Here is a 13,684-nt window from a genome sequence, read left to right as displayed (position 1 = left end):
ATCACAAGAATAGTCGAGCCTTTTATCAGCTGCGTACTACTTGTGACTAAAAAACTTTTAAATCCGTATATAAAAAGAGGTTGCTTTACCAAGCAATCAACTTGTGCAATCCTTGCAGATGTCTCTCAGAGTTGCCTAAATTGTAAATAAGAGCAACAATGAGATTGAGGGTCTGCAAAGGATAGCGATAATAAAGCAATATAACAAAAAAATTTTGAAAGAATATTAACTTTAGTCAAATTTTTACGCGATTAGTTGAATCTTTCAACTCTTTTTTAGTTCGAACGCCCTGAATTGGAAGTGAGAGAGTATTATGAATAATAAAGTCGGTATCGTTCACAGTTTGCGTGACGGACAAAAGTACATGGATACTTGGCCGATGCGCAAAGAACTTGCTCCACTATTCCCAGAGCAACGTATCATCAAAGCGACACGCTTTGGCATGAAAGTAATGCCAGCGGTTGCGGCCATCAGCGTGTTAACGCAAATGGCATTTACTAACTACCAAGCATTACCACAGGCAGTGATTGTGGCTCTATTCGCAATCAGTATGCCGATTCAAGGTATGTGGTGGCTAGGGAACCGTTCAAACACGCAATTGCCGCCAGCATTAGCCGGTTGGTATCGTGAACTGCACCAAAAGATCATCGAAAGTGGTTTTGCGCTTGAGCCAATGAAATCACGCCCACGCTACAAAGAGCTTGCGCAGCTGCTGAATCGTGCATTTCGCCAGTTGGATAAGACCTCTTTAGAGAGATGGTTTTAGCAGGGGGACCGTTCGGCTTCGCCTCACTGCGGGAATTGAGAATTGAGAGTCGAGAACGCAACGCTAAGCGTTGCTTCGGGAGTCGGGATGCGGGAACGCTCAGCAACAAGTGCTGAGCTACGAAACGCTGCGCTGCGAGAAAAATACGAACAAATGAAAGGGTCGGCATTGCCGACCTTTTTTAGTTTGCGATGCGGGAACGCTCAGCAGCAAGTGCCGAGCTACGGGACGCTGCGCTGTGAGAAAAACACGAATAAACGAAAGGGTTGGCGTTTGCCGACCCTTTTTAGTTTGAGATGCGGGAACGCTCAGCAACAAGTGCTGAGCTACAAAACGCTACGCTGTGAGAAAAACAAGAACAAATAAAACGGTTGGAGTAACGATTTTTTTATCCGTAGCAGCGAGTTAACTCGCTGCGTTCTCGTCTCCGTAGTAAAGCGTAATTGCGCTTTACGTTCCGTAATCCGTAGCAAAACATTCATGTTTTGCGTTTCGCTTTTTAACTATGCATAGCAATCGCGTCTTCAGGCGTTACGTAATCAAGATTAAAAGCTTCGGCTACTTCCTTGCATGTGACTTTACCGTGAATCACATTGAGTCCTTCTAAGAAGCCTTTGTCGTCGAGCAATGCTTGGCGATAACCTTTGTTTGCGAGCTTAACAATGTAAGGTAATGTTGCATTGTTTAGAGCAAAAGTAGAGGTTCGTGCTACTGCACCTGGCATGTTCGCGACACAGTAGTGCACGACATCATCGACGATATAAGTTGGGTCTGCATGAGTTGTTGCGTGTGATGTCTCAAAACAGCCACCTTGGTCAATGGCGACATCGACGACCGCAGCACCAGGTTTCATCTTAGAAATATGTGCTTTGGTGACCAGTTTAGGTGCGGCTGCGCCTGGGATCAGTACAGCGCCAATCACGAGATCAGCCTCAAGTACATGTTTTTCAATCGCATCTTCGGTTGAATAAACGACTTTGGCGCGACCTTGGAATTCTTCGTCTAATTTGCGAAGTGTATCAATATTTCTATCTAAAATTGTTACATCGGCACGTAAACCTACTGCCATACGTGCAGCATTTGCACCAACAACGCCACCACCGATCACAACAATTTTGGCTGGCTCAACGCCCGGAACCCCGCCTAGCAAAAGGCCTCGACCTCCATGAGACTTTTCTAATGTTTGCGCGCCAGCTTGTATCGACATTCGACCCGCAACTTCAGACATTGGCGCTAAAAGTGGCAGGCGACCCATATTATCTGTTACAGTCTCATAGGCTATACAGACGGCTTTGCTCTTGATTAGCTCATCAGTTTGTGGAAAATCTGGTGCTAGGTGCAGATAAGTAAATAAAATCTGTCCCTCTCGAAGCATTGAACGCTCGATAGCTTGAGGCTCTTTGACCTTAACAATCATTTCTGCTTTCGAAAAAACGTCAGCAGCAGTAGGAAGAATGGATGCGCCTACAGCGATGTAATCATCGTCAGAGAATCCAATGCCTGCCCCGGCTTGGGTTTCAACAACAACTTGGTGACCTTGAGACACTAGCTCGCGAACGCTCGCTGGGATCATGCCAACACGGTACTCATGGTTTTTGATTTCTTTAGGTACGCCAATGATCATCCTGACTCCTCATTATATTTTGGTTGTAATGACTATGTGTGGGGTAGTATTGTCGAGTTAATATCTAGTATAAAAGCAAATGTTTAACATTTGTTGCTAAATATTTAAAAGATGTAGTATATATATTTGCAAGGAAGTAATAAGGTGGAATAAAAAATGGCAGACAACAATAAGAAGCCGTCTAAGGATCTAGACCGTATTGACCGTAATATTCTTAACGAATTACAGAAAGATGGTCGTATTTCAAACGTTGAACTCTCTAAGCGCGTGGGGCTTTCACCAACGCCATGTCTTGAGCGTGTACGTCGATTAGAGCGTCAAGGTTACATCACGGGTTATACCGCACTCCTTAACCCTCAATACCTAGATGCATCACTACTGGTATTTGTTGAAATTACGTTAAATCGCGGTGCGCCAGACGTATTTGAACAGTTCAATACAGCAGTGCAAAAACTGGATGATATCCAAGAGTGTCATTTAGTATCGGGTGATTTTGACTACCTATTAAAAACTCGCGTAGCAGATATGGGTGCATACCGTAAATTGCTAGGCGATACACTACTGCGTCTACCTGGTGTTAACGACACCCGTACATACGTAGTTATGGAAGAAGTGAAACAAACCAACCAACTCGTTATCAAAACTCGCTAGTCGATTTGATTCAGGGTGAGCCGCTTTTAAACTTTGAGTTGACCGATTTGGGATTGAAAAGGTCTGTCAACTTGGTTCTTTTCTGGCACAAGCTCACTCGAATCGAATGAAATAACGTTTCAGAGTAAAATCCTTCCCATATTCTGACGTTAGACAATTGGGTTTTTGACCTTGATATGGTTAAATCTATAGTCCGAGTGGCATTGCCTCTCGGGCTATTTTTTTTCTATTAAAGATAAGTTGGTTATGTTCAAGAAGAACAGCAATAAAATCGAAACAATAATCAAGACTGGAGAAGAGGCTCTATCTTCTCGACTAACAGGACCTGAGCGTTTGAAAGAATGCAGCTTGATCATCGTATTTCTTGGATCGCTATTCCTTTCAATCGCGTTACTCTCATTTAATCCTGCCGATCCGTCTTGGTCACAAACGGCATGGGCTGGCGATATTGCAAACTTAGGCGGAGCAACAGGCGCTTGGCTTGCTGATACCCTGTTTTTTGGCTTTGGCTCTTTGGCTTACAGCTTACCGGTCATCATTACTTTTGCTGCTTGGGTATTGCTACGTAAGCGTGGTGAAGATGAACCTCTTGACTTGATGTTATGGGGAACTCGCCTGCTGGGTTTAACCATTCTTATCCTGACCAGTTGTGGTCTCGCTGATATCAACTTTGATGACATTTGGTATTTTTCATCCGGCGGCGTAATTGGGGATGTATTGACGAGTTTGGCTTTACCAACGCTGAATGTTCTTGGTACAACCTTAGTACTGCTCTTCCTTTGGGGGGCGGGTTTCACTCTATTGACGGGTATCTCTTGGTTGAGCATCGTTGATACTTTAGGTGAGCTCGCGATTAAACTCTTTACTCGCGCAGTGAACGCTATCCGTGGCGAGCGCGATGAGCTTATGGAACCAGAGCTCAAAAATGCAGAGGACTACCCACAACCACAACGTCGTGATATTTCGAATGACGAGGATGTTCCTCCCGTTTCTGCGGAGCCAAGACGTTATAACATCCATATGCCGGAGAGTGCGACAGCCATCGCTGCGACCAGTGCCGCTCACACGGTTAACGCTCAGGTGGCCAACTCTGACGTGCAAGTTCACGACGTAGTGAGTGAGCCGAGCAGTTTACACGTTGAATCTGAGCCTGTGGCAGAAGTCATGGCGACAACACCTGTTTATGTCGAACCAGTGGTAGCAGCGGCACCAGAGATTGCCCCTGAACCAAGTAATCAAATTGAACGCACTCGTCAGTTAGATGCCACTATCGAGCAGTTAGAAGAAGATGCATTTAACTCAAACGATATGGCAGAGCAGAATTTTGCTGACTGGCAAAATGAGTCTGTTGCGACTGCCGCTGTAGACGAGCAAGCGCCACCGTCACAACTTCATGAGCAACACACACCAGTTGAACATCAACCTGCGGCAGTTGATCCAATCGATGATCTGCCATGGAATAACACCGAGGAAGAGCTTCAACCACTAATCGATTCAGCAACGTTAGAGCAAATTAGTCAGCAAGTAGAGCCAGATAGCTCGCATGTTGAACCTGTCATTAGTTCATTTGATGTCGCTGAAGATGACACTCAACAGGCGTTTGTTCAACAGCCAGCGCAAGAGTTACCGCCAGTTGAAATTGATACGGTTTCAGAAGTGTCATATCAGCAAGCACCCGTTGCACCAGTCGTTGAGCAAGAGCCGTTTATCGAAGAAATTGAACAAGACAGTGATCAAGACGTTGCGGCGTTCCAGTCAATGGTTGCAGATGCACAAGCCAAAGTGGTGGCGCAGCAGAACCCATTCTTGGTTCAGCAAGAAGTTAACTTACCGAAACCAACCGAACCGTTGCCCACACTGGATCTGCTTTACCATCCGGAGAAGCGCGAGAACTTTATCGATCGTGATGCACTTGAGGCGATCGCACGTTTAGTTGAGTCAAAACTGGCAGACTATAAGATTCAAGCAACGGTAGTGGATATCTTCCCTGGTCCGGTAATCACTCGATTTGAGTTAGACCTAGCGCCAGGGGTAAAAGTAAGCCGCATTTCAAGTCTCTCTATGGACTTAGCGCGTTCGCTTTCTGCGATGGCGGTGCGTGTGGTTGAGGTTATTCCGGGTAAACCTTATGTGGGTCTTGAGTTACCGAATATGAGCCGTCAAACGGTTTACTTCTCTGATGTCGTCGGTAGTCAAACCTTTGCGGAGGCTAAGTCGCCAACAACGGTGGTATTAGGTCAAGACATCGCGGGTGAAGCTGTAATTGCTGATATCGCGAAGATGCCACACGTGCTGGTTGCGGGTACCACAGGTTCCGGTAAGTCGGTGGGTGTGAACGTGATGATCTTGAGTATGCTGTATAAGGCATCACCGGAAGATCTGCGCTTTATCATGATCGACCCGAAAATGTTGGAGCTTTCAATTTATGAAGGTATTCCACATCTACTTGCGGAAGTGGTAACCGACATGAAAGATGCGTCTAATGCACTGCGCTGGTGTGTGGGCGAGATGGAGCGTCGTTACAAACTGATGTCGGCGTTAGGTGTACGTAACATTAAAGGCTTTAATGACAAGTTGAAGATGGCAGCAGAAGCTGGACATCCGATCCACGATCCATTGTGGCAACCGGGCGACAGTATGGACCCTGAAGCGCCACTACTTGAGAAATTGCCATACATCGTTGTTGTGGTGGATGAATTTGCCGACTTGATGATGGTAGTGGGCAAGAAAGTTGAAGAGCTGATTGCACGCTTGGCGCAAAAAGCGCGTGCAGCGGGTATTCACTTAATTCTTGCTACTCAGCGTCCTTCGGTGGATGTTATTACTGGTTTGATTAAAGCCAATATCCCAACTCGTGTCGCGTTTACGGTATCAACTAAGACTGACTCGCGTACCATTCTTGACCAAGGTGGTGCGGAATCGCTACTTGGTATGGGTGACATGCTTTACCTACCTCCGGGCTCAAGTCATACCATTCGTGTGCATGGTGCGTTTGCGTCGGATGATGATGTACATGCGGTGGTAAACAACTGGAAAGCGCGTGGTAAGCCAAACTATATCGAAGAGATCATCAGTGGTGACCAAGGTCCAGAGAGCTTACTGCCGGGTGAAACCATGGAAGCAGACGAAGACGTTGATCCACTCTTTGATCAAGTAGTGGAGCACGTGGTGCAGTCACGTCGAGGTTCAGTATCCGGTGTGCAGCGCCGCTTTAAGATTGGTTACAACCGTGCTGCTCGTATCGTCGAGCAACTTGAGGCTCAAGGTATTGTCAGTGCGCCAGGGCATAACGGTAACCGTGAAGTACTGGCTCCTGCTCCTGGGCGGGATATGAACTAATCAAAACCAGTACCAGATTGTCCAATTTGGTATCAAGAAAAACGCAGGAATTTCCTGCGTTTTTTATTGCAAGACAAAACGCTTTCTATCTTCTATCGAGTTTAAAATAGTACTCTTGATGCGGTCAGCCCATCTCTTGGCGACATAAGAAGGTTGAAAGGCGAGGTAGAACTGGGTTTCGTTGAGTGGCTCATCAAAGAGATAGAGCTGCTGATGGTTGGTTTCATCGACGAAGTACTCAGGCAATATCGCGATACCGGCATTTGCTACGATGGCTTGATAAATTCCGAAGCTGTTATTGATCACCTGCATATTGCTATGCTGGTGGAAACTCTGTCCATATTGCTGAAACAGTTGCTCCCAAGTATTACTTCTTAGCGGGTTTCTGACGATTAAGCGGTGACTGTCGTTGATGTGTTCAAAGGCAGAAATCTGATTGCTGCTAGAATAGTGACGGCTGCACACCAAGATGTTTTTTAGTGAGACTAAAGGAATATATTCCAGCCCACTTTCATCGGTTTTATTGCGGATTGAGAAGTCAAAACGACTTCGCTTAAGCTCGATAACCTCATCGGTTAAATCTAAGTTCACAATCAATTGATCCGCTTCGAGTTGCGCTAGCGCAGGTGTGAGCAATTTAATGCCCAAGTCTAACGGAGCCGTCATTTCTAAATGAGTTCGCGTGTTACTTAATTGCGTGTCAGCCACCACCTGATTGAAGTTGCGCTCGAGCGCGGCATACTCTTGATACAGCGCCATGCCTTTTGCTGTCAGTTCAACCTTGCTTCCTTGTCCTCGAAGAAACAGTTTAAAGCCAAGTTTGTCTTCTAAGTTCTTGATTTGATAGCTGACGGAAGATTGGGAGATCGACAACTCGTCCGCAGCATTGGAAAAGCTTAAGTGACGCGCAACAGCAGAGAAATAGGGTAGGTGGCTAGCAAGGTGAATTAGCATCGAATAATTAGATATTTAAATACAATAAATCTATTTTATTTATATCAAGTCTCTGAGGCAATATGTCAGCGAACTAGTAGTGATGTCATGTTTGACGATATCTCAATCATAAGATGATCTTGGCGATTGCGTTTGGCTATCACTGCAACAAACGATGGTGAAAGGAACAGAGATGAGTAAGCAATATATTGGCGATTTGGTTCTGAGTCAGGAGCAAATCAAGGTGGGCGTGAGTCAAGTTGCTCAGCAGTTAAATCAACGCTTTGCTGGGCAGGATGCGGTGATCGTCAGCGTGGTACCCGGTGGAATACTGTTTACCGCCGATTTAGTGCGTGAACTGACATTTGATATCAGCATGGATTACATCTCTTGTCCGCATACACCAGGAGATAGAAATAACAGCTCTGAGATTGTCTTTCACCAAAACATCCCCTTAACTGGGCGTAATGTTATTTTGGTTGATGATGCGATTGAGTCTGGCGGCACCATGAAACGTATCGCTCACTTTTTGCAGCAAGAGTTCGATTTAAACTCTCTATCCATCGCGACACTGTTTGTCAAACCTGGTCGTGTCGACATTCCTGTGACTCAGCATCACGCCTATGTGATGGAGAATGATGACCTTTTGGTTGGCTATGGACTGCCTTGGCAAGACCAGCTGAGAAATATCCCTTACGTATCCAAGTTAGTTGTTGAGTAACCCCAACTTGGTTAGATGACAGTTAACGTTATGATTTTAGAAAACAGTATTGCCGATGATTTTAAGTGGTTAAACCCACCCAAGCACTACCAATTGGACGAAAATGGCATCACCATTCGCCCCTTTGCTCAAACCGATTTTATTCGCTCTTACAATTCAACGGTCGTTGACAATGCGAGCTTTTATTTTACCCAAGTTGAGGGTGATTTTTGCTTGCAAGCTGAAGTGCATTGCCTGCTGGTAGGAAAGTATGACGCTGGTGCATTAATGATTCGCAGCGACGAGGAACATTGGGCAAAACTCTGTATTGAGCGATGCGCAGACGATGGGATCTCAATTGTTTCTGTGGTCACCAACACTTGGTCTGATGATACCAACAACGAGTGTTTAGCGTCTGCTCATTGTCATTTAAGGGTAATAAGACAAGGCGACCTGATAGCGTTCCATTACAGCTTAGATGGCAAGGTTTGGCGATTTGTGAGGAAGTTTCCCATCAACTGGCGAGAAACACTGCAGGTTGGGGTTGCGGCACAAGCGCCGTTTGTGGATGGCGCGGAAATTGAATTTAGTCATATTCAATTGGGGTCGAATACGATTAGCAATTTTAGAGACGGCAGTTGAGCAAAAGTCTTGGCACTAAACAGTAAAGGGTTGGCAATTGCCAACCCTTTATATTGCGCACAATCAGAATCATAGGCTAGTCATATCATTTGCCTATGATTCTTGCAGCCAAGTCATTAACGTTTAGCGTGCGAGGACTATTTGTTTTTTGCAAATTGCGACACAACGATCACCGCCAATGCCACCAAGTTAGCCGCGAAAATCACCACCAACCATTGTGGCATTGAAAGCGTTAGGAATTGCCAAACGATTTTCGAGCAGTCACCGTAAGCTTCAAACATCCAAGGCGCCCATTTGTTAAGTGGCGCCCACTCAGGGAAGCGTACAAATAGATCGCAGGTTGCGAATGGTGATGGGTTAAATTGATAGTCAACGTGCTCTAGAGCGAGTTCTAGACCGCGATAGGCGCTATAACCCCATGCACCTAAGCCTACCCAGCGCACCACGCCATTTTGTGGCGCAATCAGACCAATGATTGCTGCGCCACCGATGCCCATCATCGCGACACGCTCATAAATACACATGACACAAGGTGGCAGTTCCATAACGTGTTGGAAGAATAGGGCGCAAGCTTCAAAGAAGACGATGAAGCCAAGTAAGATAGCCCATGAAAGACGGCTTTGTGAAAAGCTCTTTAACGTTGCTAGAAAGTTCAAAATTCTGTCCTTGTTCAGAAATAAAAAAAGCTCTGATTGTTCAGAGCTTTTTAGCTTGGATTAGTTTCCTAATCAAGTAGAAAAATTAGTGTCCGCCAGAAACAGCTTCAACAACACCACCAACATGTGGCTCAATCCAGCCCATATCATAGAACCAAGCAGTGGCAGGCTCTAGGAAGAACATGATGCCGGCTAAACCTACTAGTGCAAGTACAATCGTGTATGGCAGAGCCATAATCACCATGCGACCGTACGATAGACGAATCAATGGTGCGAGTGCTGAAGTCAGCAGGAATAGGAAGGCTGCTTGACCGTTTGGTGTTGCTACAGACGGTAGGTTAGTACCGGTGTTGATTGCAACGGCTAGTAGGTCAAACTGTTCACGAGTGATAACACCATCGATCAGTGCTGCTTTTACTTCGTTGATGTATACCGTGCCTACGAATACGTTGTCAGATACCATTGAAAGTAAGCCGTTTGCTACGTAGAACATCGCAAGCTGTGTGCCTTTATCTTCTACTGCAAGTACCGCATCGATCACTGGCTTAAATAGTTGCTGGTCGATAATTACCGCTACTACGGCAAAGAACACCGCCAGAAGTGCAGTAAACGGTAGCGCTTCTTCAAACGCTTTACCCATTGAGTGCTCTTCGATTACACCTGTGAATGCTGTCGCTAGGATGATTACTGAAAGACCGATGAGACCAACTGCCGCCAAGTGCATTGCCAATGCGACAATCAAAAATACCGCGATTGCACCTTGAACCCATAGCTTAGCTACGTCTTGGTTAGTACGTGTCTTGCGCTCTTCAGTATCGAAATCAACCAGGATTTGACGCACAGCATCAGGCAGTTCTGCGCCGTAGCCGAACACTTTGAATTTCTCAACCAGTGCACAAGTAATGATACCGCAGAAGAATACCGGCAGCGTTACTGGTGCCATGCGAATTAGGAACTCACCAAATAACCAACCTGCTTGATCGGCAATGATTAGGTTTTGTGGCTCACCAACCATGGTGGTTACGCCACCTAGCGCGGTACCTACACCTGCGTGCATAAGTAATGAACGTAGGAAAGCGCGGTAGCTCTCTAAATCATCACGAGTCAGTTCTGAAATGGTTTCATCGTTGTTGTGGTCATGGTCACCAATCGGGTTACCAGAAGCTACTTTGTGATAAATCGCGTAGAAGCCTACCGCAACGCTAATCACAACCGCGATTACAGTCAGAGCGTCTAGGAACGCTGAAAGGAACGCAGCTGCAAAACAGAAAGCCATTGAAAGCAGTACTTTAGAACGGATGCCTAGCAGTATCTTAGTAAAGATAAACAGCAGTAGGCTCTTCATAAAGTAGATACCTGCAACCATAAATACCAGCAGTAGTAGTACTTCAATGTTTGCCACGAGTTCGTGTTTCACTTGCCCTGGCGTTGTCATGCCAATAGCAACAGCTTCAATGGCAAGTAGACCACCCGGTTGTAGTGGGTAGCACTTCAGTGCCATAGCAAGGGTGAAAATAAACTCCGCAACTAACAACCAACCAGCGACGAACGGGTCGACGAAAAAGAAGACGATTGGGTTGATAATAAGGAAAGCGATGATTAAGACTTTGTACCAGTCTGGCGCTTTACCAAGAAAGTTCTTGATAAACGCATTTCCGAGAGACATTGGCATGATTCGACTACTCTTTTTTGTTCCAATTAAATACCGCACAGCCCCCACATCATATTTTGCGGTGGCTATGGATATTATTCGAAATTATGTTAACTCGGTAAGACAACACCCTTGAAAGGTTATGCAGCTTGCCAAGTCACTCCTTGAGAATGACAAGCACTCCAAAACTTTGTCGCAAACTCTACTACCCCTTGAAATAGAGTCAATTAATATGTTTCTTTCGAAAGTTCACTTTGCGTGTTCATTCGTAAAACGCGATCAAAGAACGCTAACCATATCATATGAGTTGTAAGAAATTGTGTTTTCTTTCTCACAAGAAGCGAAATGATTAAAAATTCGTCCAAACTTCACAAATTTTGTACAATAAGCACACAAAGATTGTGAGTTTTGAAAACTAAGATTTACCATTTGGACTAATGCTGGTGGGAACTTAGATTGCACAAAACAGAAGAAAATTATTATTTTTTGCTTTTGTCTACCCCGAGTCTGCGTGTCTCATTGAGATTAAAATTAGTGTTATTACTCTATTTTTATTTTGCGAGAACTTTACTATCAGCTTGTTTCCGATAAGTAATAACTAGTGGTATGATGAGTAATTCTGAACCCCCTAATAAATAGAATATTGGACGCAATTTAATGGTCATTAAGGCAAAGAGCCCTGCAGGATTTGCAGAAAAATACATTATTGAGAGTATTTGGAAAGGGCGCTTCCCTCCAGGTTCCATTCTTCCAGCTGAACGCGAGCTTTCAGAGCTGATTGGTGTGACACGTACAACGTTACGTGAAGTACTGCAACGTTTAGCGCGAGATGGCTGGCTGACTATTCAGCACGGAAAGCCAACTAAGGTAAACCAGTTTATGGAAACGTCAGGTTTACATATTCTAGATACCTTGATGACACTCGATGCCGACAACGCGACTTCTATCGTTGAAGATTTGCTTGCAGCACGAACTAATATCAGCCCTATCTTTATGCGTTATGCATTCAAAGCGAATAAAGAGAACTCGGAGCGCACCATCAAGAATGTGATTGATTCTTGTGAAGCATTGGTTAATGCCGAGTCGTGGGAACAATTCATGCAATCTTCGCCATATGCGGAGAAAATTAAACAGCAAATTAAAGATGATGGTGAGAAAGATCCGCTCAAGCGCGAGCAGATTTTGATTGCGAAAACCTTCAATTTATATGACTACATGCTGTTTCAGCGCCTAGCTTTCCATTCAGGCAATCAAATTTACGGTCTGATCTTCAATGGTTTAAGAAAACTGTATGATCGTGTGGGTAGCTACTACTTCTCTAACCCTGAAGCGCGCGAGCTTGCATTACAGTTCTATCGTAACCTACTAGAAGTGTGTGAGTCGGGTAACCGCGAGAGTATCCCTGTGTTAGTGCGCCACTATGGTATTGAAAGTGGACAGATCTGGCAGAAAATGAAAACGACGCTGCCAACAAACTTCACTGAAGATGATTGCTAATCGCTCAAGCAAATAAACACAAACGCTCATCATTTCGATGAGCGTTTGTGTTTAAATAGTAGGATTACAGTTCAATCGTTACGTCATCGTTGAGTGTAGACGAACAAGCCAATACGTAACCTTGCGCGATTTCCTCTTCGGTTAATGGAGAGTGGCTACTGCTCTCTACCTGACCCACTTTCACCTTACATTTGCAAGAGCCACAGATGCCACTGCGGCAAGCAATAATGATTGGCACACCACCTTGCTCTAGTGCATCGGCTAACAACGTGCCTCGGCTTGCTTGTAGGCTTTGTCCCAATGATGGAAGTTCAATATTGACATCATTGTTACCATCAACTTCATTGTTCGCGTTGTGAGCTTGATTAGATTCAGTCGCTGTCGGAGTGAAGCTTTCTTGATGGAAATGGTTCATTTCATATCCGAGTTGCTCAAGATAACTCGCCGTATCAAGCATGAACTGGTTTGGTCCGCAAAGATAAACACTGCGCTGTTTAAAGTCTGCAACCAAAGTTTCAAGCCATTCAGCCGACAGGCGCCCTTGTGGATAATCACTCTCTTGAGCCTCTTTTAACAGCAGCTGTAAATTAAAATTGGCGTGGTTTGCTGCAAGAGCTTTAAGCTTATTGAAGTAAATGGTTTGTTCGATATTGCGCGCGATATGGAGAAAAGTAATATCTGTCTCACTGCCACTATTCTCCTCTGCTAGCCACGCTTGCGCCATGGCGAATACTGGCGTAATTCCGCAGCCTGCACTGATAAGCAGTGCTTTACGCTTGCCCTCTACGCTGATAGGCGGGCAGTCAATATTGTTAAACTCTCCTGCAGGCGCTAAGCACTCAACTTGCTCGCCAACCGCGAGTTGGTCAACGATATAATTGGATACCTTGCCACCTTCGACTCGCTTTACCGTAAGTTGTAACCATGACTGTCCCGGTAAGGAGCTAATGGAATAAGCTCGGTACTCGGTCGAATCGCCAATATTGACGCCCAAAGTCACAAATTGACCGGGTTTAAAATCAAATTGGTGGTCGTCTGCACCGGCGAGTAATAGTGAAACACAATCATCAGTTTCGAACCATTTTTCAATGCAGCGTAAGGTAGCAGGATAGCGTGGTGGGTTAGCAACAAGAGTATTGGCTGGCATGGGGAATCTCAAATAACAAACAAAAGAATCTGCCATCTGCGACAATCAATGACTCGCAAGATGGCAGACGTGGCAGTG

General features: G+C 45.2%; 11 protein-coding genes. 6 read left to right on the top strand and 5 right to left on the bottom strand.

The genetic code is table 11. From position 1 onward, the window contains the following. Positions 1–313 precede the first annotated feature (313 nt). Complete coding sequence (yfbV, locus tag GZN30_RS07515; protein ID WP_075648662.1) at positions 314–766, top strand: terminus macrodomain insulation protein YfbV; 453 nt, start codon at positions 314–316, stop codon at positions 764–766. A gap of 499 nt (positions 767–1,265) precedes the next feature. On the opposite strand, the gene ald is transcribed toward yfbV, so the two are convergent. Next, the gene (gene ald, locus GZN30_RS07510) at positions 1,266–2,390 is read right to left on the bottom strand and encodes an alanine dehydrogenase (protein WP_075648660.1); all 1,125 of its coding nucleotides are present in this window, start codon (positions 2,388–2,390) and stop codon (positions 1,266–1,268) included. 156 nt (positions 2,391–2,546) lie between these two features. On the opposite strand from ald, the gene lrp reads away from it, so the two are divergent. Together lrp and GZN30_RS07500 are read left to right on the top strand one after the other, a co-directional pair. Continuing rightward, positions 2,547–3,041 carry a leucine-responsive transcriptional regulator Lrp gene (lrp, locus tag GZN30_RS07505; RefSeq protein ID WP_006710825.1) on the top strand — a complete coding sequence of 165 codons (495 nt, stop codon included), beginning with the start codon at positions 2,547–2,549 and terminating at the stop codon, positions 3,039–3,041. Positions 3,042–3,287: 246 nt separating this feature from the next. Beyond that, positions 3,288–6,380 (top strand): DNA translocase FtsK, encoded by a 3,093-nt coding sequence (locus GZN30_RS07500; RefSeq protein ID WP_075648659.1) that lies wholly within the window; start codon positions 3,288–3,290, stop codon positions 6,378–6,380. Between the two features lie 63 nt (positions 6,381–6,443). On the opposite strand, the gene GZN30_RS07495 is transcribed toward GZN30_RS07500, so the two are convergent. Continuing rightward, a complete protein-coding gene (locus GZN30_RS07495) occupies positions 6,444–7,334 on the bottom strand; it encodes a LysR family transcriptional regulator (protein WP_075648658.1) in 891 nt (296 codons plus the stop codon). A 172-nt stretch (positions 7,335–7,506) separates the two neighbouring features. Here GZN30_RS07495 and GZN30_RS07490 point away from each other — a divergent pair, with 172 nt between their 5' ends. Continuing rightward, complete coding sequence (locus GZN30_RS07490; RefSeq protein WP_075648657.1) at positions 7,507–8,034, top strand: phosphoribosyltransferase; 528 nt, start codon at positions 7,507–7,509, stop codon at positions 8,032–8,034. 30 nt (positions 8,035–8,064) lie between these two features. After that, on the top strand, positions 8,065–8,655 hold the full coding sequence (locus GZN30_RS07485) for a DUF1349 domain-containing protein (RefSeq protein ID WP_161987042.1): 591 nt from the start codon (positions 8,065–8,067) through the stop codon (positions 8,653–8,655). A 137-nt stretch (positions 8,656–8,792) separates the two neighbouring features. Here GZN30_RS07485 and dsbB read toward each other — a convergent pair whose 3' ends face one another. Together dsbB and nhaB are read right to left on the bottom strand one after the other, a co-directional pair. After that, entirely contained in the window at positions 8,793–9,311 is a 519-nt protein-coding gene (gene dsbB / locus GZN30_RS07480) for a disulfide bond formation protein DsbB (protein WP_075648655.1), read from the bottom strand. Positions 9,312–9,396: 85 nt separating this feature from the next. Further along, on the bottom strand, positions 9,397–10,983 hold the full coding sequence (gene nhaB / locus GZN30_RS07475) for a Na(+)/H(+) antiporter NhaB (protein ID WP_075648654.1): 1,587 nt from the start codon (positions 10,981–10,983) through the stop codon (positions 9,397–9,399). Positions 10,984–11,619: 636 nt separating this feature from the next. On the opposite strand from nhaB, the gene fadR reads away from it, so the two are divergent. Continuing rightward, positions 11,620–12,459: a fatty acid metabolism transcriptional regulator FadR gene (gene fadR, locus GZN30_RS07470; RefSeq protein ID WP_075648653.1), complete on the top strand. Its 840-nt coding sequence runs from the start codon at positions 11,620–11,622 to the stop codon at positions 12,457–12,459. 64 nt (positions 12,460–12,523) lie between these two features. On the opposite strand, the gene GZN30_RS07465 is transcribed toward fadR, so the two are convergent. Then, entirely contained in the window at positions 12,524–13,606 is a 1,083-nt protein-coding gene (locus GZN30_RS07465; protein WP_075648652.1) for a hybrid-cluster NAD(P)-dependent oxidoreductase, read from the bottom strand. Positions 13,607–13,684: the final 78 nt, after the last annotated feature.

It is taken from the genome of Vibrio ponticus (assembly GCF_009938225.1).
Classification (GTDB): domain Bacteria; phylum Pseudomonadota; class Gammaproteobacteria; order Enterobacterales; family Vibrionaceae; genus Vibrio; species Vibrio ponticus.
This window is presented reverse-complemented; position numbering and strand designations above follow the sequence as displayed.